Below are 24,264 nucleotides of genomic sequence, written 5' to 3'. Positions count from 1 at the left end.
TCACCCCGAGGCATCTCTCATCGAGACACCACATCGGCCCTGAAGACGAGCGGGGCAACGGAATGGTTCGCCGCCCCGCCACCGTCACTGACACGCCACCGTCACTGAGCCGTACCGGCCAGCAGCCAACGGCGTACGCGCACTTCCAGCAGAACACGCGCGCCACCCGGGCGCGTGGGCGCGGTGACGTCCCATTCATACTTCCCCTGGAACGCGGTCACGACCTCGGGGGGGAATGGGCCGTGGATCAGCGAGGCGTCCCCTTCCGCGACGACCGGGAACCGGCCGTCCTCCAAGGCCAGGGAGACACGCGGCTCCGTCCGCACGTTTCCGACCTTGACCGCCCCGCGATCCGCGCCGATCCACCACCGGGCGGTCTCGTAGACGAACCAGACGGGTGTCACATGCGCCGACCCATCCGGGCGGACGGTGCACAGCCAGACGTTCCTCTCCCTGGCCAGGCGCTCGCGCACGCCTGGCCCCGGCTCGGCGACGAGATCATCCATGCGCCCATTGTGGCCCCGTGCGGGACCACTTCCCCGACGGTCGTGTTCATGTCACGATTATGGGAGCGCTCCCATGCGATGACCACACGCCATCCTCAAAGGAGAGACATGGCTCTTCCACAACGACACGGCCGACGCCGCGCCGCGGCGCTCGGGCTCGGCTTCTTGGCCGCCACCGTCATGACGATGGCCGGGACCGCCGGTGCGGCGACCGGCCCCGCCCAGGACCGGGCGGCCACCGGCCCCGCTCAGGGCCAGACGGCGACCGGCTCCGCCAAGGCCTCCACCCTGGGCGCCCAAGCAGCCCAGTCCGGGCGGTACTTCGGGGCCGCCGTGGCCGCGGGCAAGCTCGGGGACGGCACGTACGCGGGGATCCTCAACCGGGAATTCAACATGGTCACCCCGGAGAACGAGATGAAGTGGGACACGATCGAGCGGTCCCGCGGCTCGTTCAACTTCGCTCCCGCCGACCAGATCGTCAACCACGCCACCTCACGCGGACAGCGATTACGGGGACACACCCTGGTCTGGCACTCCCAACTCCCCAACTGGGTCAGCGCCATCGGCGACGCCACCACCCTGCGCAGCGTGATGAAGAACCACATCACCACCACGATGGCCCACTACAAGGGCAAGATCTCCGCGTGGGACGTGGTGAACGAGGCGTTCGCCGACGGCGGCAGCGGCCAGCACCGCCCCTCGGTGTTCCAGAACGTGCTGGGCAACGGCTTCATCGAGGAGGCCTTCCGCGCCGCCCGGTCGGCCGACCCGGCGGCCAAGCTCTGCTACAACGACTACAACATCGAGGACTGGAACGCCGCGAAGACCCAGGGCGTCTACCGCATGGTGCGCGACTTCAAGGCGCGCGGGGTGCCCATCGACTGCGTCGGCCTCCAGGCCCACTTCGGCACCGGCGGCCCGCCGGCCAGCTTCCAGACCACCCTGTCCAGCTTCGCCGCGCTCGGCGTGGACGTGCAGATCACCGAGCTGGACATCGCGCAGGCGCCGACGGCCGCGTACGCGAACACCGTCAAGGCCTGCATGAACGTCCCGCGCTGCAACGGCATCACCGTCTGGGGCATCCGGGACCGCGACTCGTGGCGCGCCGGGGAGAACCCGCTGCTCTTCGACAACAACGGCAACAAGAAGCCCGCCTACAACGCCACCCTCACCGCGATGGGCGGCACCCCCGCGGCCAAGGACGCCCCGCGGACCGCCGCCGCACTGCCCACCAGCTTCCGCTGGAATTCCAGCGGCATCCTGATGTCCCCGAAGCCGGACGCCACCCACAACATCGCCGGGCTCAAGGACCCGACGGTGGTCCGCCACAACGGCAAGTGGCACGTGTTCGCCAGCGTCGCCAGCGCCTCCGGCTACAACCTGGTCTACCTGAGCTTCACCGACTGGTCCCAGGCGGCCTCGGCCACCCATCACTATCTGGACCGCAGTGGCATCGGGACCGGTTACCGGGCCGCGCCGCAGGTGTTCTTCTTCGCGCCCAAGAACACGTGGTACCTGGTGTACCAGACCGGCAACGCCTCGTACTCCACCAACAGCGACATCAGCAACCCGAACGGCTGGAGCGCCCCGCGCCACTTCTACTCCTCGATGCCGGACATCATCAAGCAGAACATCGGCAACGGGTACTGGGTGGACATGTGGGTGATCTGTGACAGCGCCAACTGCTACCTGTTCTCCTCCGACGACAACGGACACCTGTACCGCTCGCAGACCACCCTGGCCCAGTTCCCGAACGGGTTCACCAACACCGTCATCGCCGCCCAGGACTCCAACAAATACGCCCTGTTCGAAGCGAGCAACGTCTACAAAGTGCAGGGCAGCAATCAGTACCTGCTGATCGTCGAGGCGATCGGGTCGGACGGCAAACGCTACTTCCGCTCCTGGACCTCCGGCAGCATCGCGGGCTCATGGACACCGCTGGCCGCCTCCGAGAGCAACCCCTTCGCCCGGGCGAACACCACCGCCTTCCCCGCGGGCGCCTGGACCAAGGACATCAGCCACGGCGAGCTGATCCGCGCCGGAACCGATCAGACGCTCGCCGTCAACCCGTGCAAGCTCCAGTACCTCTACCAGGGCATGAACCCGAACGCCACCGGTGACTACAACACCTTGCCGTGGCGCCTCGGCCTCCTCACCCAGACCAACTCCACCTGCTGACCCCGGCGCTCGCCCCTTGCCGTCCTCCTTGCCGCCACCGTGGTGGCGGCAAGGAGGACAAATCTACGTGGCTGGCCATGCCCCCTGCCCGGCTGACAAGATCGTTAAGGCAAGCCACCAGCAAGTGAAGGGCGGACAGTTTTCCGAGAAGTTCGGCCGCGAGGAGTACGACTACGTCACCGTCGGTGCCGGTTCGGCCGGTTGCGTGCTCGCGGCGCGGCTGTCCGAAGACCCGGAGAGAACGGTACTGCTCCTGAAAGCCGGGGCGGCGGACACCAAGGCGGAGCTGGCCGTGCCACCCGCCTGGCCCGGGCTGTGGGGTACGGAGGTCGACTACGCCTACACCACCGTGCCGCAGGCGGGTACCGGCGGCCTGACTCAGCCGTGGCCGCGGGGCCGGACGCTGGGCGGCTCGAGCGCCATCAACGCGATGGTGTTCCTGCGCGGACACCGCAACGACTTCGACCGCTGGGCGGCGGCCGGTTGCACGGGATGGGGCTACGACGCGCTCCTGCCGTACTTCCGGCGGATGGAGACCGTCACCGGAAAGGACCCGGAGTTCCGCGGCGACAGCGGCCCGATGCGTCCGGCGCAAGCGCGGGACGGCAACCCGCTCTCGCAGGTCTTCGTCGACGCCGCCGCGTCGGCCGGGCACCCGACGACCGACGACTTCAACGGAGCCGCCCAGGAGGGCGCCGGCTGGCACGACCTGAGCATCGCGGACGGCAAACGGCAGAGCACCGCGACCGCCTATCTGCACCCGGTCAGCGCGGAGCGGCCGAACCTGACGGTCTCCACCGACTCGCGCGCGCACCGCCTGCTCATCGAGGGCAACCGGTGTACGGGCGTGGAGTTCCGGCGGGGTGGTGATCCGGTCATCGCGCACGCCCGTGGCGAGGTGATCCTCAGCTCAGGCGCCGTCGATTCCCCCCGGCTGCTTCTGCTGTCGGGCATCGGACCGGCCGACGAACTGCGGCAGGCCGGGGTGGACGTACGCCACGACCTGCGCGGCGTGGGGCGCAACCTGCACGACCATCCGCTGTGCGGGGTCGTCTACGAGGCGAGCAGGCCGGTTCCCGACGGACTCACCAATCACGCGGAGACCTCGATGCTGTGGCGCAGCGACGCGTCCGCTCAGGGCCCCGACATGCAGCTGATGTTCATTCATGTGCCGTTCCACCCACCGGCCATGCGGGCGCCGCAGAACAGCTTCACCCTCGGGGTGGCGACCGTGCCCGAGAGCCGGGGCTCGGTGCGCATCACCGACGCCGATCCGCAGACGCCGCCGCTGATCGATCCGAACTACCTCGGCGAGGAGTCGGACGTCCGGCGCATGCTGCACGGCATCGAGGTGGCGCGGGACATCGCGGCCGCGAACCCCTTCTCGGAGTGGCGCTCGCGCGAGGTGCTCGCCGGGGACGACGTCAAGGACGAGGAGGGGCTGCGCGCCTTCCTGGCGCGCGGCACCGGAACGTACTACCACCCCGTGGGCAGCTGCGCGATGGGCGTGGGCGAGGACGCCGTGGTCGCCCCGGACCTGACCGTGCACGGACTTGAGGGCCTGCGGGTGGTGGACGCGTCGGTCATGCCGACGATCGTCTCCGTCAACACGAACCCCGCGACGATCGCCATCGCGGAGAAGGCGGCCGACCTCATCCGCCAGGCCGCGTAGGCCACTCGGGCCACTCCCCGGAACCGTCCACTGGTCGTCCACGGAGGGCTGTACCAGCCGATTGATGGTCAGGTCGCCTCACGTACCGAGCGGGAAAGGATCAGCACAGCGGGCAGCATCATCAGCAGACCGACCACGAAGACCGTACTCGCCGGGCTGAGGACGACTCCGGCAACGCCACCCACGGCGAAGCCCGCGGGGAAGGCGTCAGATTGACCGCGCGGTAGGCCGCTGTCGCGATGGGTCGGTCCTCCTCGGCGATCGCACGGGCCCGGAACGCCTGGATCCGGACCAGCACCACGCCCGAGCAGAACTCGTCCAGCACGAAGCCGACCAGGACGATCACCAGCCCCGTCATATCGCGCCGCGCGTGATGAGTGAGCAGCCTTGTCGGCGCGAGAGACTCTCTTGACGGATACGATCCCGGCCGTGTCCGACACCACCACGTGGCTGACCGCCACTCCCGTCACGACGTCACGCCTCCGACTCGGCCCCCTGCGGGTCGAGCACGCGCAGGAGGCCGTATCGGTCTTCGACGACGTACGACTGCACCGATGGACCGGCGGAACGCCGTGCACCCTCGAAGAGCTGGAAGCCAAGTACCGGCGGCAGTCGGCCGGGCAGTCCCCGGAAGGCGGACAGGGCTGGCTGAACTGGATGCTTCTGCGGCTCGCGGATGGGCAGCTCATCGGCACCGTGCAGGCCACCCTCTACCGCCCGAAAACGGGGGGAATCGAGGCCGAACTCGCCTGGGTGATCGGCAGCGACCACCAGGGCAACGGCTACGGGCGGGAGGGAGCACTGACCATGCTCTGGAGGGACTCCGGACAGTGAGACGGCCTGCCGGCGCGGTCCACGCCGGAAGGCTCGCCGAAGCCCCGACGCTTCACCGCCATTTCGCCAGGTACGGGGCCAGGTGGTGGAGGCGCGTGTGGTAGTCCGGGTGGGTGGACAGCAGCTTGTCGAGCATGACCGGTCGGCCGGTTCGAGCCCGTTCCGTCGTACCGGCCATGCTCGCGGCTCCGCCGCAGCCGGAGGAGGCGGCGACCACGCGACGACGCTCGGCGTCCGCCTCCCCCTTCTGCATCGTGTGCAGCACCTCGGCGAGCATGGGGCCGAAACCGAGCGCCGCCGCATACCGGTCGGCCCGTAGTTCGGCTTGGCGCGCCAGCGCCGCCATCGGGTACGGCGCCACCACCAGCACCAGCAGAACGAACCAGTAGGACAGAGCGAGCGTCACCAGGACGCTGCCCACCGCCAGGACGAGCACCAATGCCACACAGCCGTTGAGCCGTCGGCCGACGCGGAACCCGTGCCGGGCCAGCCACCGGACGACGGCCCAAGCGATCCGTCCCGGCGCGGAGTACCACTCGCCCAGCAGCGAGGACCACGCGTGTCCGCCGACGTGGTGCCCCAGTTCATGGGCGAGGACCGCGGCGAGCTGATCGTTGGGCAGGTGTTCGAGGGAATACCCGGTGACGCTGACGATGTGCCCCGCCGCGGCGACGGCGTTGATCGCGTCGCTGTCCTGGATCCGCAACTCATAGGCCCTGCCGTCGACGCCCGCCCTGGCCGTCACCTCCCGCCAGACCGGTTCCAACCTGCCGCGTTCCCGGGGGGTCGGGTAGCGCAGGTCGAGCAGGTGGCGGGCGAGGGCGCTCTCGGTGGGCCGGTGGAACACCAGCGCACCCGTGGCGAGCCATATCAGGACGACGACCCAGCCCGCGGTCGAGAGCAGGGCGCAGGCGACCGACGCCACGAGCAGCAGGCTGGCGGCGAACCACGGCAGGTACAGCAGGAGTCGGCCCATGGCCGTGGCGTCCGTGCACCGTTGCCGTTCGGCGAGGTGCACTCGGCCTGACCGGCCGAAGTCCGTGTCCTGCGGACGGGATTCCACCGGGCCGGAATCCTGGGACCGGTCACCGGGATGGGGCGGCGGCTCCTCGCCGGGATAAGGCGGTGGCGGAGGCCGGTCGCCGGGGTAGGGCGGAGGCGAGGGGAACACGGCGGCCGGGGACTGCGGGGGCTCGGGGTACGGGACGCGGTCGGAACCGGTGGGGTCGGGTGGAGTGGCCATGGTGTGTCTTCCCCTACGTACGAACGGAGGTGTCCGGATGGCGCGGCGAACCGGCGGCGTTCAGCGGATGGTCAGCGCGGTGGGCAGCAGCACCAGCCCCACGCCATAGGCGGCCAGGCCCGCGCGTATCCAGCGGTGTTTGCTGCTGACGATGCGGCTGTTCTGGGCGAGGGCTTCCAGCAGACCGCCGAGGGGATCCTGCTCGGTGGCGTCGAGCGCCTCGGTCAGCAAGCCCTGATCCGCGGCGCGGCGGATGTCGTCGAAGTAGGTCAGCGGTCGCCCCGGGGCCCAGCGGCTGCTGCCGTACCGCGGCAGGATGGCCAGGAGGAGGCACGCCAGCGATCCGGCCAACGCCGTCAGACCGGCCCACAGCAGCCCGGTTCTGGTGCCGGAAAGCCCGGACAACGCCCCGCCGCGGGCGGCGAGGAGCCCCCCGAGCAGACCCACCGTCATGCTGAGCGCACCCAGCAGCAGTGCGGCCTTGCTGTCGGCATGGGCCATTTCCGCTCTCACCTCTGCGAGCAGGCGCCCTCCCACAGCGGGCCCACTCGCTGCCCTGCCGCTTGCTACCCGGCCGCTCACGCCTCATCCGCCGTGGTCTCGCCCGGGAACGGCTCCGCGGACTCGGCGTGTCCATCCCAGGACAGCGAGCCCGGCACAGGCGGGGCCGGGGAGGCGCCAGGCAGACTGTGGGTGAGAAGCTCCTCGATGATCTGCACGGCCTGCTTGTTCAGCCCCGCGCGCTGGTACTCCTCCATGTTCTCCCCCCGCAGGACCTGCAGGGCGACCTCGGTCTGGCTCTTGATGAGGGCCAGTTGATCCGCGCGCAGGTTGTCCATCACCAGGCGCGAGTCCTCGGGGTGCCGCGCCAGGTGGAGGGCCCAGGTCGCCACCCCGCCGTGCTGGAGGTAGTACTGGTAGTAGCGGATCTTCTCCGCCTCCAGCTCCCGGAGTTCCGCTTCCTGGCGGCTCTGGAGCATGGCCAGTGCGTGCCCGTGCCGCACCTGTGCCGTGTCACGCTCTGCCTGGAGGCGCTCCTCGCGCATCGCCAGGTCGTGCGCGTCGCCCAACTCCTCGTCGGCATAGCGGATCCGGCGCAGCTCCCGCTGGTGAGCGATGGCATCGTCGTCCCGTCGCAGCTGGACCGACCACGTCACACGCAGCCCGATGTCGTCGGCCAGTGCTCCGGCCTTCGTGAGAACGTGGCGTACCGCGCCTTCGGCGGCGGCGCTGTGGTCGATCGGGAAACCGCAGCTGACGGGCCGCATCAGCTCCTCCAGACGCCGGGTGAGCAGGGCGGGCACATCCCGCTCACCGCTGGCGACGAACCGATCCGGCCGGATGACCTGCCAGGTCGTCTCCAGTGCGGTGGTGAAGTCGAAGGCGTCGTTGTCGCTCGGCAGCAGCAGCGTGGCCGTGCAGCGGTGGACGCCCATGTCCACTTCGTAGACCGCGGTGTACCGCTTGGTGGCGAATTCCGAGCGGGAGGGGCGACGAGGCGGCAGCCAGACGTCGAAGCCGCCCTTGCCGGTGGTGAACACCAGGGCGTTGTCGATCCGGCTGTGGTTCCTGCGGTAGTCGAACCGGGAAAGCGTACGCACGGTGATCACCGGGTCGGCGAGGACGCTGTGCCGGTCCGCGCCCTGGTCCCAGTCCAGCTGGCGACGGGAGTCGGCCATGGTTCATCTCTCCTTGGTCTGCGTTCCAGTACGTCGTGGGTGGGGGATGCCGGACCGCGGCACCTACAGCGCGGCCGACAGGCGGCCTGCCACCGCCGGTGGGGCGTCGCCACGCCGGTCGCGCAGCGTCGCGAGGAGGTGTCCGAGGCGCTTCCGGTCGTCTCCGGTGACGGCGAGAGCCGGAAGCAGCAGCGCCAAGTGACGTTCGGCCTCCGGGTCCTGATCCGCCTCGCGGACCCAGTCGCCCAGAGCCTTCAGGGCTTCACCGGTGTAGCGCATGTCGTTCAGGACCGTGCGCCACAGATGGGCGAGCTGACGGGCGTCCTCGGTGTCGCCCCGCTCGCCGGCCGTCGCATACCACCGCAAGATCAGCAGGTCGTCGGTGTGCGTGCAGGCCAGTACGAAGGCCTGCAGCACCAGCCGCCTGACCGGCGGCACGTCCCCCAACAGGTCGACCATGTCCCGCAGCACCAACTCGCGGACCGCGGGCGACTCATCGGTGAGCAGCAGCGCGGCGGACTCCGCGATGTGCCGGGCCTCCTGCTCGTCCTCACCCGTCCGGGCGGTGTCTGCCAGCGCCGCGAGCGCCTCGCGCGGCATCATCGCCCCCACCAGGGCGTATCCGCGGATCGCCGTCCAGCGCAGCCGTGACTCGGAGGGGTCGCCCTCGCACCAGGTCCGCAGGATCGCGGGGATGTTCGGGGCGCCTACGGCGTGCGCCGTCGCGAGGGCGTTGGCGGCCACCAGGCAGTCGCGGTAGCGCCTGGACTTCGCCCACCCCTCGATGAGCAGCGCCATCGCCGACGCCAGGTCCGCCTGGGCCAGCACTGCCGCGGCCACCGCCGCCCTGGTGCGCACCAGCGGACGGCCATCGTTCGCCAGCCGCTGGAGCCAGCGGATCAGGCCTGGTCGTGCTGAGGGGTGGCCGGTCCACACCTCGCGCAGCACCTCGACCGCGACCCTGCCGTCCTGGAAGCGGGCCATGCGCTGGGTGACCGGCCCCCATTCGGTGTGCTCCTCCTGCCAGTACGCGGTGGCACGCGCGAGCTGCAATCGTTTGGTGATGGATGTCCCGAAGACGCCGACCCGAGGTCTCCGGTTGGCGTCCTCGGTGCCTTGGAACTGTGCGTAAAGGTCATCGCTGACCTCGGCGGTCAGCGCGTACGCGGCCTCGTCGAACGCCGCGAGGGAGATCAGGAACGCCTTGTCCCGCAGGGGTGGCTCGTCGTCCCCGAACCACTCCCGCACCTGTTCCTGGATCATCGACGCGCCGAAGGAGGCCAGTCGTTCGAGGCTCAGCCCGCCATCCGCGTGTTGGGACAGCACCTTCGCGAACTCCGCGGCCTCGCGCAGCTGGTGGCCGGTCCGGCCGAGGAATTCCTGGGCGGGCGGCAGACCGAGCAGTTCGCGTTCGCGTGGCGGATCGTCCACCCGGTCGTGCAGATGTGAGCGAAGGACGGACTCGGGGGACGGCGGGTGCCACTCGACGGCGTCGATGCCGTGCAGGACGGCGAACAGGTCAACGGTGATGACCAGGTAGGCGTTGTTCCGCTTGAGTTCGTCCCGCACGGACCACAGGTCGATGTCGCGCAGCGGGGCGTCATGGCCGGTCACCAGGTCGAGGACGAGGTAGCCGTGCGTGTCGCGGGTCACCTGCTCGTTGAGCGCGGTCGGCCTGGTCTTCGGGTCAAGGGCTCGTACCGGTACGGCGTTCAGGGCGTGCAGCAGCATCAGGGCGGCGCTGCGCCTGCCGCTGAAGGGCGCGCCGGACAGCACGAGGACCCGCTCGTCGCGCAGCCGGTCCAGCAGCGGGTGCACCAGCTCCTCGTAGCCCGCGAACACCTTTGCCAGAGAGCTGATTTCGCCGGTGGGGATGTTGCCAGAGGTGTGGGTAGCGGCGCCGAAGCGGTAGTGGTGCTCGATCTTCGTCCCGAGGATGACGTCGCCTGTGACGCTGCCGCCGCTCACGCCCGTCTGGTCACCGCCGACCAGGCTGCCCCCGATGGCGGTCGGCGCGTGGCGATGGAGTTCGCGCCGGGCCGCCCACGGGTCCTGGGGGCGGTCGTTCTCCTCCTCGGGCCGCTGGTCGTTCGCCTGCTCGGACGCTTCGGGACCCGGAGCGCTCTCGTCGGGGTGCTGGTCGGCCTTCTCATGGACGGCCGGTTGCTCGCTCATGCCGGCCCGCCGCCGTTTTCATGCCGGACGCTCCCAAGGATGACGTCGCCCGTGACGTTGCCGCCGCTCACGCCCGTCTGGTCGCCGCCGACCAGGCTGCCCCCGACGCTGAGGGAACCGCCCTCGACGGTGACCCGCACGCCGCCGGTGTCCGTACCGCTCGGCGCGGAGGGCCGTTCAGCGGTGTCCTCGCCCGCTGCCCGGGCCGCGTCCGGGGAGCCGTCCCGCCCCAGCGCCGACGTCGGCGCGGTGGCGGAGGTGCCTCGCGGAAGCGGCCCGTGCAGCCACGCTTCGAGCCGGTCCTTCTTCACCGCCACGTCGACGGGGTGGAAGTCCGCCGCGCGCAGCCCGCGGTGCCCGTGACGGACCACGCCGTGATAAACGGGGGCCGACACGCACAGCACGCAGTCCTCGTCACGCTGCTTGAGCGCTTCGCGCAGGACCTCGGCGTCGAGGAGTCGGCAGGACTGGTTCAGGTCGTGACCGACGAGCCCGCCGACCGTGCCCTGGTAGGAGTCGAAGGCCACCTCCCCGGAAGCCAGGACCATCCGCAGCCGCATCTGGGCGCTGCTGGACGCCAAGCGGTTGTACGCACACAGCGAGTCCGGGACCGTGACCAGCAGCGAGCGCAGCAGCGCCGTCTTCGGGATCTCGGCGCTGACCAGGATGATCAGTCCGTCCCCCCGGTCCTCCCGGTACTGCATGTTCGGCTCGACACCGGCCGCGGCGAGGGCGTCTTCGACCAGGCTGTGCAGGCTGCGACGCAAGAACGTCTGCTCCACGTCGTCCCGGCGGCTGAAGTTCTCGATGTCCAGCAGCAGGATGCTGCGGTTGACGGGTTCTGTCAGGGCCAGTGTCATGCGTGCCTCTCGGACGGTTCGAACTCGGTCCGGAGCACTATCCCGTGAGGGTCTGACATTGGAGGAGGAACGTTGTCACACACCTTCTGTGACCGATGACGCACAAGGTGGCTAGCCGCCGCGTCCGATCAGACGCAGCTGATCCGGACGGACGATCACGAGCCCCCGGCGGCCCGTTCGTACGATGCCTCGTTCCCGCAACTCCCTCAGCAGCCGGGCCACCGCTTCCCGCGAAGCCCCCACCGAGCCCGCCAGTTCATGCTGACTCAGGCCGCTGGTCAGCCGCACGCCTTCGGGGACCTGCGCGCCGTGCGTGCGCGCCAAGTCCAGGAGCAGGAGGGACAACCGCTCCCGGGCCCCGAGCGCGCCCTGTTCCACGCGTTGCCGGTCACTGGCCCGTGTCCGGTCCGCGGTCAAGCTGAGGAGCTGGAGCGAGGTCGCCGGATGGGTCGCGAGATGGTCCAGGAAGCGGTCACGCTCGATCGTGACGGCGGACACGTCCTCAAGAGCCGTCACGGTGGCCGAGCGAGGGCGGCCGCTGACGGCGGAGGCCTCACCGACGATGTCGCCCGGACCGCGAAGCGCGAGCAGGGCTTCGTAGCCGTTCGCCGCTGTGTGGGTGACCTTGGTCCAGCCGTCGAGCATGAGGATCACATGGGTGGACGGATCATCCTGACGGACCAGGACCGTGCGCGGGCCGTACTTCATGGAACGTCCCAGCTCCAACAGGACGACGCGCTCCGGGTGTTCCAGCCGGGCGAGGAAGGGAACCTGGTCGTCCAGACGACTGGTTCCCGACGCGCCCTGAAAGGAACTGGTCGTGCCACCGGTATCCACCAGCAACCTCTCTCGTTCGCGTACTGTCGGGCGGCTCGGGCGCCGCTGGGCGGACTGCTGGATCAGCCAAGGAAGCTCAGCCGGACCTTGCGGTGCGGGTTGTCCACGTTCGTGTCGACCAGGCACACCGACTGCCATGTGCCGAGCGCCAGGCTGCCGCCGATGACCGGGAGGGTGGCGTGGGGCGGGACGATGGCCGGGAGGACGTGGTCGCGACCGTGGCCCGGGGAGCCGTGGCGGTGGCGCCAGCGGTCGTCGGCGGGGAGCAGGTCGCGGAGGGCGGCGAGGAGATCGGTGTCGCTGCCCGCGCCCGTCTCCAGGATCGCGATACCGGCGGTCGCGTGCGGGACGAACACATTGAGCAGGCCATCGGCGCCCTGAGCCACCTCGCGCAGATACGCCTCACAGTCGGCGGTGAGGTCGGCGACGGTCTCGGTGCTGCCGGTGGTGATGTCGAGCGTGTGGGTGCGGAAAGTAGCCATGACTCCATCCTCGTACGTGCTCGCTTAAAACTCCCGCAACAAAGGTCCGAGGGGCAAGACGGCGTTGACCCAGGTCGGACGCGCTCGCTAGTTTCAAGGGCATGTCTACGTCAGCCCTGCTCACCACGCGCGGTCACATCGACCTGCTGCGGGTGGCGTCCGCCACGTGTCCCGGCGCCTGCTGACTTCTCCGCGCACCTCCCCCTCTTTCTCGTTCTCGTCGTACCGCGCTGACCGCTGAGCCGTCATGCCGTGCGGGCGCCGAGGCGTATCCCCTTCCTGGAGTCCCCGTGTCCCCGGTTCTTCTCGAACCGGTCGTGCCCCTGTCCGCGCGCCGCCGCACCGTACCCCGATGGCTGCGCCGCACGACCGGTCCTCTCCTCCTGCTGGTCCTCTGGCAAGTGTGCAGCGCCACCGGTGTGCTGCCCGCCGACATGCTCGCCGCGCCCGGCACCATCGCCGGTACCGCCTCCAGCCTGCTCCAGGACGGCACCCTGCCGCACGCCATGCTGGTCTCGGTGCAACGGGTGCTGAACGGGCTGGTCATCGGCGGGATCGTCGGGGTCGGTCTGGCGCTGGTCTCCGGATTGTCGCGGCTCGGTGAGGACCTGGTCGACGCGACCGTGCAGATGCTGCGCAGCATCCCCTGGGTCGGGATGATCCCCCTGTTCATCATCTGGATGGGCATCGGCGAGGCACCGAAGATCGCGCTGATCGCGCTCGGTGTCGCGTTCCACCTCTATCTGAACGTGTACGCGGGCATCCGCGGCGTGGACGCGCAGCTCATCGAGGCCGGGAACGCGCTGGGGCTCGGGCGCTGGGGGCTGATCCGCCATGTCGTCCTACCGGGGGCGCTGCCCGGGGCCATGACCGGACTGCGGTATTCGCTGGCCACCGCCTGGCTGGCGCTGGTCTTCGGCGAGACGATCAACGCGGACGACGGGATCGGCTTCCTGCTCAACCGCGCGCGGGAGTTCTTCCAGACCGATGTGATCGTGGTCTGCCTGATCGTCTACGCCGCCCTCGGCCTGCTCGCCGATTTCATCGTCCGCACTCTGGAGAGGCTGCTGCTGCAATGGCGACCGACCTTCACCGGCAAGTGAACCCGCTCGCGAAGGAAGCGACGACTGACGCCGCCGTGCGGGTCGGTTCGCTCACCCGCTCCTTCGATGGCCGCGCCGTCATCGACAACCTCGAACTGACCATCCAGCAAGGCGAGTTCGTGGCGCTGCTCGGCCGCAGCGGCTGCGGAAAGTCGACGCTGCTGCGGGTACTGGCCGGGCTCGACCGGGAGATCGAGGGCGAGGTGCTGGTGCCGCGCCGCAAGGCCGTCGCCTTCCAGGCGCCACGGCTGATGCCGTGGAAGAGGGTGTGGCGCAATGTACTGCTCGGGCTGCCCGGCCGCCCCGGGCGGGAGGTCGCCGAGAAGGCGCTGGAGGAGGTCGGGCTCGGACACCGGACCGACGCGTGGCCCAAAACCCTGTCCGGCGGCGAGGCGCAGCGCGCCTCGCTCGCCCGGGCGCTGGTGCGCGAACCCGATCTCCTGCTGCTCGACGAGCCGTTCGGCGCGCTGGACGCGCTCACCCGGATCACCGCACAGCGCCTGGTGGCCGATTTGTGGCAGAGCCGGGGCTGCGCGGTGCTGCTGGTGACGCACGACGTCGAGGAGGCGCTGCTGCTCGCCGACCGGGTGCTGGTGATGGACGGCGGTGTCATCGCACACGAGACCCGGGTGAACCGGGACCGCCCGCGTGACATCGGCGATCCGCTGATCGCACGGCTGCGCGCCGAACTGCTGGACCGGCTGGGCGTGGAGGCGCCCGAGACCGCCGAGGTGGAGAAGGTCGCGTAACCCAGCCCCCGCACTTCCCTCCGTACCAACCCTCACGAATGGAAACCCGCTGCCATGCGACGGCGTATCGCCCCCGCCCTGCTCATCTCCCTCGCTCTGCCGCTGTCCGCATGCGTCAGCTCGAACACCCAGAACGCGTCCTCCGGCTCCGGCGGCCACGTCGACGGCAAGGGCGATGTGACGCTCAACGTCGGCGACCAGAAGGGCAATGACGAGGCGGTGCTGCGCGCTGCCGGTGAGCTGAAGAACCTCCCGTACAAGATCAAGTGGTCGACGTTCACCTCCGGCCCGCCCATCCTGGAAGCCGTCAGCGCCCAGGCCGTGGACATCGGCGGCGTCGGCAACACCCCGCCCGTCTTCGCCGCGGCCGCCAAGTCCAAGATCAAGATCGTGGGCGCCAAGCACGGCACGGCCGACGGGGAGGCGATCGTGGTGAAGAAGGGCTCGCCGCTGAAGAAGACCGCCGACCTCAAGGGCAAGAACGTGGCGGTGGCCCAGGGCAGCTCGGCCCACTACCAACTCGTCGCCTCGCTCGCGAAGGCCGGGCTTTCGATCAAGGACGTCAAGGTCAGTTTCCTGCAGCCCGCCGACGCGCTGGCGGCCTTCAAGAGCGGCAAGGTGGACGCCTGGGCCATCTGGGACCCGTACACCGCACAGGCGGAACGCCAGGCGGACGCGCGGGCCATCACCACCGGCAAGGGGGTGACCAACGGCCTCAACTTCCAGGTCGCCAACCCGTCCTCCCTCGATGACAAGAAGAAGACGAAGGTCATCAAGGACTACCTGGAGCGGCTGCGGCGCGCCCAGGTCTGGGTCTACAAGCACCCCGAGGCGTGGGCCAAGGTGTGGGGCAAGGAGACCGGGCTGCCGTACCAGGTGGCGCTGGACTCCGTGAAGCGGACCAACGGCACCCGGGTGTACACCGCCGTCGACAAGCCCGCCATCGCCTCCGAGCAGCAGATCGCGGACACGTTCGCCAAGCTGAAGCTCACTCCGCGCCGCTTCAACTTCTCGGACTACGTGGACACCCGCTTCAACGGCGGCCTGCCGCCGTCCAGCACCGCGCCCCGCACCTTCGGGAAGGGCTCCTGATGCCCGTCCGCCTGCACTGGTTCCTGCCGACGGGCGGCGACGGCCGCACCCTCGTCGACCGGCACGCCTACACCGGCGGTGACCGCTCGCGCATCACCCCGGTGAGCGGCGTGCGGACACCGGACATCGACTACCTCGCGCAGATCGCCAAGGCGGCCGAACACCTGGGGTTCGAGGCGGTGCTGACCCCGACCGGCACCTGGTGCGAGGACGCCTGGCTGACGACGGCCGCGCTCGCCCAGCACACCGAGCGGCTGAAGTTCCTGGTGGCCTTCCGGCCGGGGCTGATCTCACCGGTGCTGGCCGCGCAGATGGCCGCGACGTACCAGCGGATCACCCGTGGGCGGCTGCTCCTCAACATCGTCACCGGCGGCGACTCCGCCGAGCAGCGGCGCTTCGGCGACCATCTCGACCACGACCAGCGGTACGCGCGCACGGCGGAGTTCCTGGAGGTCGTACGGGGCGTGTGGGGCGGCAAGCCCTACGATTTCGACGGCGAGCACTACCAGGTCGCGGGCGGGCTGACCGCGGTGCCGCCCGACCCGCTGCCGCAGATCTTCTTCGGCGGCTCCTCCCCGGCCGCCGGGCCGGTCGCCGCCCGGCACACGGACGTCTATCTGACCTGGGGCGAACCGCCCGCCCAGGTCAAGGAGAAGATCGACTGGATCCGGGGGCTGGCGGAGCGGGAGGGCCGAGAGGTCCGTTTCGGCATCCGGCTGCACACCATCGCCCGCGACTCCTCACGCGAGGCGTGGGCGATCGCCGACCGGCTCCTGGACGATCTCGGACCGGAGGCGATCGCCGGGGCGCAACAGGCGCTGGGGCGCAGCGAGTCGGTGGGCCAGCAGCGGATGCTGGCCCTGCACGGCGGTTCACGCGACCAGCTGGAGATCTCGCCCAACCTGTGGGCGGGGATCGGGCTGGTGCGTGGGGGCGCGGGTACGGCCCTGGTGGGCAGCCATGCGGAGGTGGCCGACCGGATCGAGGAGTATCACGCCCTGGGCGTCGAGCACTTCATCCTCTCCGGCTACCCACACCTGGAGGAGGCGTACTGGTTCGGCGAGGGAGTGACCCCGGAGCTGGCCTCGCGCGGCCTGCTGGCGGACGGCCGCCCGACCCCGGGTGCTGGCGCCGCGCCGCTGCTGGTCGCCGGCGGCCGCTGACGGGCGGCGCACACCACCGCACACCGCCCAGCGGCGCCCCTCGGGCCCGCTGGGCGGCCGTCGTTCTGTTCGCGGACGGCGCCTGGGCGGCCTTGCGCCTGTAAGGTGACATTCGTAAGGTGACATGCGTGACCTTGACGGGGAACGGCCCGCCTTCGCGGTCACCACGTCCGCTCCCCCGTCGAAGCATCAGCTCTTTGACGAGGAAGGCACCATGACGACCACCGCATCCGAGGCCGCTTCCACCGGGGAAGCACCGTTCTTCCCCGCCCCCCGCACCTGTCCGTTCAGCGCGCCACCGCGCCACGCCGATTTCCGGGAAGCCGGCGGTCTGCACAAGGTCACCATCTGGGACGGCTCCAGGCATTGGCTGGCCACCCGGCACGCGGACATCCGCGCTGTCCTCTCCAGCCCGTCCTTCAGCGCCGACGTGCGCCATCCCGGCTTCCCGCTGGTCCACTCCAACCAGCCCGAACACGAGGGCGGTCTGTTCCTGCGCCTGGACGACCCCGAGCACGCCCGCCTCCGGCAGATGCTCACCAAGGAGTTCAGCGTCAAGCGCACCCGGGCATTGCGCGAGAAGCTGCTGGAGATCACGGACGAGCTGATCGACGCCATGCTCGCCAAGGGCGGACAGGCGGACTTCGTCCGGGACTTCGCGCTTCCCCTGCCCTCCCGGGCCATCTGCCTCATCCTCGGCGTCCCCTACGAGGACCACGAACTCTTCGAGCGCCACGCCAACGCCGGCACCGACCTGGACGTCAGCCACGAGGAGCGCGCACGGACGCAGCGGGAGGCGTTCGAGTACTACGCGGCCCTCGTCGCGCGCAAACGCCGTGAACCCGCGGACGACATGATCAGTCGGCTGCTGGCCGACCACACCGGCCCGGACGGGTTCACACCGGAGATGCTGCCCGTTCTGGTCGGGATCCTGGTCGGCGCCGGGCACGAGACCACCGCCAACATGCTGGGCCTGGGGGCGGTCGCGCTCCTGCTCAACCCCGGCCAGCGAGACCGGCTGCGGGCCCATCCCGAGCTGGCTCCCAGTGCCGCGGAGGAGATGCTCCGCTACTGGAGCATCGTCTCCACCGATCCACGACGCGTGGCCCTCGAAGACGTCGAGGTGGGCGGGCAGCTTGTCCGTAAGGGCGAAGGGGTCATCGTCTCCCTCATCGCCGGAAACCGGGACCCGCGTGCCTTCGGCGCCGACGAGGGCGAGTGCCCCGCGGACACGCTCGACATCGGCCGCCGCGCCCGCCACCACGTGGCGTTCGGTTTCGGCACCCACCAGTGCCTGGGCCAGAACCTGGCGCGGGTGGAGATGCAGGTCGCCTGGCCACGGCTCTTCGAACGCATCCCCGGCCTGCGGCTCGCCGTCGCCGAGGACGAGTTGCCCTTCAAGAAGAACTCCATCGTCTACGGCCTCACGTCCCTCCCGGTCGCCTGGTGAGCGGCACAGCGGAGAGCCAGGCGTTCGAGGTCGGCGGCCACACCGACGGCCACGGCACCCGTCTGGCGGGCAAAGCCGTGCTGGTGACCGGCGCCGGAAGCTCGGGCGACTTCCTGGGCACCGGAGCGGCCACGGCGATTCTGATGGCCGCCCAGGGTGCCACCGTCGGCGTCCTCGATATCAGCGGTGAGCGTGCGGAGCACACGCAGAAACGAATCGAGAAGAGCGGCGGTCGAGCGATCGCCCTGACCGCTGACATCACCGATGAGGAAGCGGCACGGGCCGCGGTGGACGCTTTCGCAGACGGGGCCGGACGCCTGAACGCGGTCGTCAACAATGCCGGTACCAGCGGCGAGGGCAGCATCACGGCCACCACACGCGCGGGCTGGGACCGGGTTTTCGCCCTCAACGTGACCGCGGCCATGCAGGTGGCCCGCGCCGCCCACCCCCACCTCGTGCGCGGCGGTGGCGGCTCCGTCGTCAACATCTCCTCCATCGCGGCCCTCCGCGGATTCGGCAGCGGCGCGTACGGGGCCAGTAAGGGCGCGCTCCAGTCGATGACCATCGACCTGGCCTACAGCTGGGGACGGGACAACATCCGCGTCAACTGCCTCGTACCCGGCCACCTGCACACCCCCATCGGCGATCACGGCGGCGAAGGAGGCCGCCGGATGCGCCGCGCGGCCAACCTGCTCGGCGCCGAGGGCACGGCCTGGGATCTCGCCTGGGCCGTCCTCTTCCTGGCCGGTGCGGAATCGCGCTGGATCACCGGCTCGGTGATTCCCGTGGACGCGGGCACCACCGCGGCCACCGTGCTGGGCATGCTGCCGCACCTCGCCGAACCCCGACAGGCCACCGGGAATCCGCACGGCCCCCCGGGTACCGCAGAATGAGATCCATGAACGAGGACACCGCGGCCGACACCACCCGCAGGCGCAATCCCCGCGGCCAGGGGGACCGGCTCCGCGCGGACATTCTGGCTGCCGTGGCGCGGCTCCTCGACCAGAAGCTCACCGACAACCACCTCCCGGTGTCTCTCCGGGAGGTGGCACGCGAAGTCGGAATCGCCGCTCAGAGCATGTATCTGCACTTCGCCGACAAGGACCAACTCGCCCGCGCCGTCGCCGAGGACGGCTACCAGCGTGTCGTCGCGGCCATGCGCGACGCCGACACCGAGGCCGCTGCCCTCGGAGCCGACGCGGGCCAACGCCTCCGCGCCCAGGCGAACGCCTTCTGTACCTTCGCCCGCACCGAGCGCGGCGTCATCCGCCTCATGTTCGGTCACAACTCCTCAAGCTTCGGCGAGCCCGACCAGACCCACCCGGCCCGCCTGCTGTGGCAGCAGTGGCTGGACGCCATCCACACCTGCGAAAAGGCGGGGCTGGACTGGCCGGACGGCGCCGAACAGACCGCGATGCTCCTGTGGTCCGCCCTCTTCGGCCGCTTCGCTCTGTGGACCTCCTCCTTCGGGCGGCACGACGCACAGGAACTCACCACCTTCGTCGACCGCATCGTCGACACGCTCCTGCGCGACGCAGGCCGGTGACCGCCGGGGGTCAGGGCCCGCCGTCGACGAACAGCAGCCTGCGGTCCAGGGCGTCCTTGCGGATCTCCATCGCCTCGGCGTACTCCGGCGACGCGTACCAGCGGCGGGCCTCGGCCATGGAGGGGAACTCCAGGATCACCATCCTGCGCTCCTCCGGCCACTCTCCCTCCGCCGCGTCCGGAAGGCGGCCCCGGGCGAGGAAGCGGCCGCCGTACTGGGCGATCGAGGCAGTGGCCAGCTCTCGGTAGGCGGCGGCGCGCGGCTCGTCGAGCACCTCGACCTCGGAAATGACGTACGCAGGCATGCCGCCCCCGTGTCTCTCGCCGGAAAGTTTTCCTGGAAGGTACCACCGAACCGGCAGAAGGGATCATGCCGTCAGCGGACGGAGCGCGCGTTGGCCCGCAGCGTGTCCAGGTCCCGCCGGACCGCTTCGTACGCGGCCTTGTGCCCGGCGATGTCGGCCCGCTGACGCTCCGCCATCACGGACCACCACACCCCGAGGGTGTTGTGCTTCCGCTTGCACTCGATGTCCGCGACGGCAGTGACCACTTCCCTCTTGGTGTGGGTGGTGTTGCCGTCGCGGCCGGTGCCCCAGGCCTTGTCCTCCCGCGCGGCTTCCGGGTTTCCGTACCGCTTGATCCCCTTGTCCACGACACAGTCCGACCAGGTGGCGAACGCCTTCCGGAGGCGCGGTTCCTTGGCCACCGCCGCCTCCAAGCGCTCCTCGCGCCGCGCCGGATACGCCCACATGCGGGAGGAGTCCGCCACACCCCTGAGCAGCTTCCCGTCGCCCTGCCCGGCGCAGCCGCCCTTCGGGGCGCCGGAGCCGGACAGACCGTACAGGGCCGCGTACTCCTTGTCCGTCATGGCGCGGCCCTTCGGCCCGGGCACGCCCAACGGGTTTGCCCTGGGGGCCCAGCCGTAGCCCCACCGCTTCGCCCGGTCGAGGTCGAGCGGCCCCAGCGGTGTCTCACTCACGCTGACCGCCAGGAGCGACGCACCCGACCCGGAACTCTTCGGGGGCTTCGGGTCCAGGGGGAAGTCGGCGAAGCCCAGACCCACCATGCAGCGCTGTGCGAGGCGATCGCGCGCCGTGTCGAACTCCTTCGAGTCCCGCTCGCCGAGCTTGTACCGGTCAATGGGCAGCGCGGGCAGGTCGTCCGCCTCCTTGACCTGCGGTACTCCGTTTCCCGCCCCGGAGGACTCGGCCGTGGCGCCGGACCCGCATCCCGCCACGACCACCGTCAGCAACAGTGCGGCGACCGGCCACCGCCCACGATGGAACCTCACAGCAAATCCCCCGACCCCTCTGTCAGCAAGAGTTGGACCTTACCGCCCCACGCCGGGAAGATCCGGCGCCGCGCTACCCGGGGCAGGAGACCTTCCGGGTGCGCCCGCGCAGTCGCACCGGTCCCGCACGCTCGCGGCGGGAGGTGAGCCATGGCCGAGCAGGCCCCCTTGGACCAGGCCGGTCACGCCCGGCTGCGCACGATCATCACGGCGGGCGATGAGCTGGGCGACGCCGAGCGGCTGGGCTTCGCGCTGGACCACGCGGTCACGGAATCGGGCGGGCTCGGCGGCATGGTGCATCTGCGGGGCCCGGTCAGCCCGGGGCTGCTGCTGATGGCGGTGCATGGGCTCGCGCGTACGGTCGCCCGGCACTGGGAGAAGATCGAGGAGTCCGGCGCCACCACCCCGGCCCGCGCGGTGGCCGACGGGGTACCGGTATGGGCGCCCGCCCATACCGGCGCCGCTCGCGGCCCGGCGCTGCCCGTCGGCTGCGGACTGCTGGCGGTTCCGCTGGTCACCCCGGGCGGGGTGGCGGGCGTGCTGTCCGTGCTGATGGACCGCGCGCAGGAGCCCACGCGACGGCAGCGGGAGTCGGTCGAGACACTCGCCGCGTGGGCCGCGCTGCGGCTGCGGGAGCACTCACCGGCCCCCTGGCCGGCCGAAGCCTCCCGGGACCGGGAGGGCCGGGACGACGCGGGCTGGGATGGCCAGGTGCGGCAGGAGCCGCCCGCCACCCATCTGCGGCAGGCGCTCAAAGCCCTCAGGGTGGGGTCCTGGGAGTGGAACCTGGCCACCGGAGAACTGCTGTGGGACGAGCCGACCCTGGCCCTCTTCGGCATGGATCCGGGCACCCCGAAGCAGTCGTTCGAGAACTGGACCGGCCGGGTCCACCCCGATGATCTGCCCTCGGTACTGGTCGAGGCCGAGCAGGCGATCCGCCACCGCAGAGTCTTCAGCGTGGAGTACCGGATCTGCCGACCCGACGGGACCACGAGTTGGGCCAGCGCGCGGGGGCGGGTCCTGCTCGGGCAGGACGGTCAGCCTGCCGGCATGGTATGCGACACCACCGAGAGCCGAATCGCCCGGGATGCCGTGAACCGTGCGCTGCGCCATATGAGCGACGCCTTCCTTGCGGTCGACAGCAAGTGGCGGATCACCTTCGTGAACGTCGAGGCGGAGCGGCTGCTCGGCACCCCCGGACGCTGCACGGCCGGACGCTGTGGGACGCCTTCGCCCGGCTCGGCGTCGATGCCGAGGAACCGGGCCTCGAGGCCCACTGCCGACAGGCCGCCGACAGCGGCACACCCGTCGGATTCGAGGTGCGGTGGCCCGCCAACGAGCGCTGGTACCACATGCGGCTGGTCCCGGCGACGGGTCCCCGATCGGCGAGATCTCCCCGATCGCGGAGGTGTACTACAGCAGGACACCGGCCTTCGTCGGCTCGGTGGAGGAGTACATCGCGCGCTATCCGGCGATGGCCTGGCGCCCGGCGGCGGCCGACAAGGCCGCCTGGGCCTTGTCGGCCGCTGACCGTCTCGGGCCGCTGCGTCGGTTGCTCGGTGATCTCCTTCACCGAGCCGCGCCACCTCGACGGTGAGGAGCGGGCCCTTCTCACCGCTCTCAGCGGGCTCTTGGCACAGGCCATCGAGCGAGCCAGGCTGTCGACACGGAGCACAACCGGGCCAAGGAGCTCCAGCGGGGACTCCTGCCGCGGACCCTGCCGCCGCTGAGCACGGTCACCACCGCCGCGCGCTATCTGCCCGCCAGCGAGGGCATCGACGTCGGCGGCGACTGGTACGACGTGATCCCGCTGTCCGGCGCCCGGGTGGCCCTGGTGATCGGCGATGTGATGGGCCACGGCCTGCCCGAGGCCGCCACCATGGGGCGGCTGCGCACCGCCGTGCGCACACTCGCGGATCTGGATTTCCCGCCCGCCGAACTCCTCACCCGCCTCAATGACCTGGTCAACGACCTCGGTGACGACTTCTACGCCACCTGTCTTTACGCGGTGTACGACCCCGTCACCACCACGTGCTCCTTCGCCCGCGCCGGGCATCCTCCGCCGGGAGTCATCCTTCCCGGGAGCGCCGTCCAGTTCCCGGACCACTCCCCCGACCCTCCGCTGGGCGCGGCCAGGCCGCCGTTCGAGACGGTTGAGGTCTCCCTCCCCGAGGGCAGTCTGCTGGTGCTGTACACCGACGGGCTCATCGAATCGCCCACCCGGGACATCGACCGCGGCATGCGGCACCTGGCGAGAGCGCTGTCCGGCGCGTTCACGGTCCGGGGCGGGAGGGAACCCCTGGAGCGGCTGTGCGACGGCGTCCTGGCGGAGCTGCTGCCCGAGAAGGAGCTCACGCAGGACGACGCCGCGCTGCTGATCGCCCGTACCCATGCGACGGCCCCCGACGACATCGCCGCCTGGCCACTGTCCGACGGCCCGATCGCCGCGAGCGAGGCACGCGACCATGTCCGCGACCAGTTGGCCCGCTGGGACCTCGACCCGCTCATCATGACCGCGGAGCTACTGGTCAGCGAGCTGGTCGGAAACGCCGTCCGGCACGCCGAAAGCCCCGTCGGGCTGCGTCTGCTGCGCGGTGAGGGGCTGATCTGCGAGGTTTCCGACGGCAGTCTGACCACGCCCCGGATCCGCCATGCCGCGGAGACGGACGAGGGCGGGCGCGGGCTGCAGCTGGTGGCCGCGCTCTCCCAGCGCTGGGGCACCCGCTACACCGCCGGCGGAAAGTGCATCTGGACCGAGCAGGCGGTGCCCTGACCGCGCGACTGGGCTAGACGGCCAGGAGCGGACGGAGCTCAGGAGCGGGCGGCCGCGACCAGTTCCTCGGTCGTCACCACCCGGGCGAAGCCCCCGCCGTGCAGCGAGACGGCACTCGCCCGGGCCAGCTCGTCGGCCGTCAGGCGCCAGCCGTTCGGGCCGGTCAGGTCGAAGGTGTGGGTGGCGTCGAGGGCGACCAGCACGTCGTATCCCAGGTTGCCGCCCATGCGGGCGGTGGTCTCCACGCACATGTTGGTCTGGATGCCGGCCAGTACGACCTGGGTGATGCCTGCCGCTTTGAACCAGTCGTCAAGGTCGGGGGTGCCGTAGAACGCCGAGTTCACGGACTTGGTGACGAGCAGCTCCGGCCCGCTGCCCTTGCCGCGCCGCTCCTCGACGTACTCCTTGAAGTCGTTGCCCTCGTACCCGGTCCGCAGCGGCGAGCCGGGCTTGTCGGAGTCGTGCCGCACGAAGACGACCGGTCGGCTCGTGTCCTGCCAGGCCGCGATCAGGGAGGCGATGTTCTCGTCGGCGGGCGGGTTGTTGCGCGGGCCCCAGAACTCCGACTCGTCGAAGCCCTTCTGCACGTCCACCACTACCAGCGCCGTGTTCTGCGTGATCTCCATGTCCAT

Annotated in this window: 23 protein-coding genes and 2 pseudogenes; 13 read left to right on the top strand and 12 right to left on the bottom strand. The window is 70.4% G+C overall.

All coding sequences use genetic code 11. The annotated features are described in order from the left end of the window. Positions 1-101: 101 nt before the first annotated feature. A complete protein-coding gene (locus ACZ6CL_RS14210) occupies positions 102-506 on the bottom strand; it encodes a pyridoxamine 5'-phosphate oxidase family protein (RefSeq protein ID WP_468935567.1) in 405 nt (134 codons plus the stop codon). A 108-nt stretch (positions 507-614) separates the two neighbouring features. Here ACZ6CL_RS14210 and ACZ6CL_RS14205 point away from each other — a divergent pair, with 108 nt between their 5' ends. Together ACZ6CL_RS14205 and ACZ6CL_RS14200 are read left to right on the top strand one after the other, a co-directional pair. Further along, positions 615-2,684, top strand: a complete 2,070-nt coding sequence (locus tag ACZ6CL_RS14205; protein WP_468935565.1) for a glycoside hydrolase — start codon at positions 615-617, stop codon at positions 2,682-2,684. A 124-nt stretch (positions 2,685-2,808) separates the two neighbouring features. Continuing rightward, positions 2,809-4,356 carry a GMC family oxidoreductase gene (locus ACZ6CL_RS14200; RefSeq protein ID WP_468935563.1) on the top strand — a complete coding sequence of 516 codons (1,548 nt, stop codon included), beginning with the start codon at positions 2,809-2,811 and terminating at the stop codon, positions 4,354-4,356. Positions 4,357-4,477: 121 nt separating this feature from the next. Here ACZ6CL_RS14200 and ACZ6CL_RS14195 read toward each other — a convergent pair whose 3' ends face one another. Beyond that, entirely contained in the window at positions 4,478-4,702 is a 225-nt protein-coding gene (locus tag ACZ6CL_RS14195) for a hypothetical protein (RefSeq protein WP_468935561.1), read from the bottom strand. A gap of 83 nt (positions 4,703-4,785) precedes the next feature. On the opposite strand from ACZ6CL_RS14195, the gene ACZ6CL_RS14190 reads away from it, so the two are divergent. Further along, positions 4,786-5,190, top strand: coding sequence for a GNAT family N-acetyltransferase (locus ACZ6CL_RS14190; RefSeq protein ID WP_468935558.1), 405 nt, complete (start codon positions 4,786-4,788; stop codon positions 5,188-5,190). Positions 5,191-5,242: 52 nt separating this feature from the next. Here ACZ6CL_RS14190 and ACZ6CL_RS14185 read toward each other — a convergent pair whose 3' ends face one another. The 7 genes from ACZ6CL_RS14185 to ACZ6CL_RS14155 form a co-directional block, all read right to left on the bottom strand. Further along, complete coding sequence (locus tag ACZ6CL_RS14185) at positions 5,243-6,433, bottom strand: M48 family metalloprotease (RefSeq protein ID WP_468935556.1); 1,191 nt, start codon at positions 6,431-6,433, stop codon at positions 5,243-5,245. 60 nt (positions 6,434-6,493) lie between these two features. Next, positions 6,494-6,934 carry a Pycsar system effector family protein gene (locus ACZ6CL_RS14180; protein ID WP_468935553.1) on the bottom strand — a complete coding sequence of 147 codons (441 nt, stop codon included), beginning with the start codon at positions 6,932-6,934 and terminating at the stop codon, positions 6,494-6,496. A 77-nt stretch (positions 6,935-7,011) separates the two neighbouring features. After that, positions 7,012-8,112, bottom strand: a complete 1,101-nt coding sequence (locus ACZ6CL_RS14175; protein ID WP_468935551.1) for a PE-PGRS family protein — start codon at positions 8,110-8,112, stop codon at positions 7,012-7,014. A 63-nt stretch (positions 8,113-8,175) separates the two neighbouring features. Then, on the bottom strand, positions 8,176-10,287 hold the full coding sequence (locus tag ACZ6CL_RS14170) for a hypothetical protein (protein ID WP_468935548.1): 2,112 nt from the start codon (positions 10,285-10,287) through the stop codon (positions 8,176-8,178). Beyond that, a complete protein-coding gene (locus ACZ6CL_RS14165; protein ID WP_468935546.1) occupies positions 10,284-11,147 on the bottom strand; it encodes a hypothetical protein in 864 nt (287 codons plus the stop codon). Before ACZ6CL_RS14165 ends, ACZ6CL_RS14170 begins: the two co-directional genes overlap by 4 nt. 111 nt (positions 11,148-11,258) lie before the next feature. Beyond that, the gene (locus ACZ6CL_RS14160) at positions 11,259-11,984 is read right to left on the bottom strand and encodes a Crp/Fnr family transcriptional regulator (RefSeq protein ID WP_468935544.1); all 726 of its coding nucleotides are present in this window, start codon (positions 11,982-11,984) and stop codon (positions 11,259-11,261) included. A 62-nt stretch (positions 11,985-12,046) separates the two neighbouring features. After that, positions 12,047-12,466 (bottom strand): YjbQ family protein, encoded by a 420-nt coding sequence (locus ACZ6CL_RS14155; RefSeq protein WP_468935542.1) that lies wholly within the window; start codon positions 12,464-12,466, stop codon positions 12,047-12,049. Between the two features lie 101 nt (positions 12,467-12,567). Between ACZ6CL_RS14155 and ACZ6CL_RS14150 the strand changes: the two genes are divergently transcribed. From ACZ6CL_RS14150 to ACZ6CL_RS14115, 8 genes are all read left to right on the top strand, one after another. Continuing rightward, positions 12,568-12,651, top strand: coding sequence for a putative leader peptide (locus tag ACZ6CL_RS14150; RefSeq protein WP_370593019.1), 84 nt, complete (start codon positions 12,568-12,570; stop codon positions 12,649-12,651). Positions 12,652-12,756: 105 nt separating this feature from the next. Beyond that, positions 12,757-13,569, top strand: coding sequence for an ABC transporter permease (locus ACZ6CL_RS14145; RefSeq protein WP_468935540.1), 813 nt, complete (start codon positions 12,757-12,759; stop codon positions 13,567-13,569). Next, complete coding sequence (locus ACZ6CL_RS14140; protein WP_468935538.1) at positions 13,542-14,318, top strand: ABC transporter ATP-binding protein; 777 nt, start codon at positions 13,542-13,544, stop codon at positions 14,316-14,318. Before ACZ6CL_RS14145 ends, ACZ6CL_RS14140 begins: the two co-directional genes overlap by 28 nt. Positions 14,319-14,372: 54 nt before the next feature. Next, the gene (locus ACZ6CL_RS14135; protein ID WP_468935535.1) at positions 14,373-15,410 is read left to right on the top strand and encodes an ABC transporter substrate-binding protein; all 1,038 of its coding nucleotides are present in this window, start codon (positions 14,373-14,375) and stop codon (positions 15,408-15,410) included. Beyond that, complete coding sequence (locus ACZ6CL_RS14130) at positions 15,410-16,573, top strand: LLM class flavin-dependent oxidoreductase (protein ID WP_468935533.1); 1,164 nt, start codon at positions 15,410-15,412, stop codon at positions 16,571-16,573. The genes ACZ6CL_RS14135 and ACZ6CL_RS14130 overlap by 1 nt, the downstream gene beginning before the upstream one ends. Positions 16,574-16,787: 214 nt before the next feature. Continuing rightward, positions 16,788-18,023: a cytochrome P450 gene (locus ACZ6CL_RS14125; RefSeq protein WP_468935531.1), complete on the top strand. Its 1,236-nt coding sequence runs from the start codon at positions 16,788-16,790 to the stop codon at positions 18,021-18,023. Further along, complete coding sequence (locus tag ACZ6CL_RS14120; protein ID WP_468935528.1) at positions 18,020-18,916, top strand: SDR family NAD(P)-dependent oxidoreductase; 897 nt, start codon at positions 18,020-18,022, stop codon at positions 18,914-18,916. The genes ACZ6CL_RS14125 and ACZ6CL_RS14120 overlap by 4 nt, the downstream gene beginning before the upstream one ends. A 5-nt stretch (positions 18,917-18,921) precedes the next feature. Then, positions 18,922-19,569: a TetR/AcrR family transcriptional regulator gene (locus ACZ6CL_RS14115; protein ID WP_468935526.1), complete on the top strand. Its 648-nt coding sequence runs from the start codon at positions 18,922-18,924 to the stop codon at positions 19,567-19,569. 10 nt (positions 19,570-19,579) lie between these two features. Here ACZ6CL_RS14115 and ACZ6CL_RS14110 read toward each other — a convergent pair whose 3' ends face one another. Together ACZ6CL_RS14110 and ACZ6CL_RS14105 are read right to left on the bottom strand one after the other, a co-directional pair. Then, positions 19,580-19,873 carry a DUF1330 domain-containing protein gene (locus tag ACZ6CL_RS14110; protein WP_468935523.1) on the bottom strand — a complete coding sequence of 98 codons (294 nt, stop codon included), beginning with the start codon at positions 19,871-19,873 and terminating at the stop codon, positions 19,580-19,582. Between the two features lie 71 nt (positions 19,874-19,944). Beyond that, positions 19,945-20,859, bottom strand: coding sequence for a hypothetical protein (locus ACZ6CL_RS14105; protein WP_468935521.1), 915 nt, complete (start codon positions 20,857-20,859; stop codon positions 19,945-19,947). 150 nt (positions 20,860-21,009) lie between these two features. Here ACZ6CL_RS14105 and ACZ6CL_RS14100 point away from each other — a divergent pair. Then, a pseudogene (locus ACZ6CL_RS14100) lies at positions 21,010-21,858 on the top strand (PAS domain-containing protein); the annotation flags it as partial. A 394-nt stretch (positions 21,859-22,252) separates the two neighbouring features. Continuing rightward, positions 22,253-23,632, top strand: a pseudogene (locus ACZ6CL_RS14095) (ATP-binding SpoIIE family protein phosphatase); the annotation flags it as partial. Positions 23,633-23,670: 38 nt separating this feature from the next. On the opposite strand, the gene ACZ6CL_RS14090 reads toward ACZ6CL_RS14095, so the two are convergent. After that, positions 23,671-24,258 (bottom strand): cysteine hydrolase family protein, encoded by a 588-nt coding sequence (locus tag ACZ6CL_RS14090; RefSeq protein ID WP_468935519.1) that lies wholly within the window; start codon positions 24,256-24,258, stop codon positions 23,671-23,673. Between the last annotated feature and the right edge of the window lie 6 nt (positions 24,259-24,264).

This window comes from Streptomyces sp. NPDC041200 (genome assembly GCF_055591805.1).
Note: the sequence above shows the minus strand (reverse complement) of the source record. Positions and strands in the feature narration are given on the sequence as shown.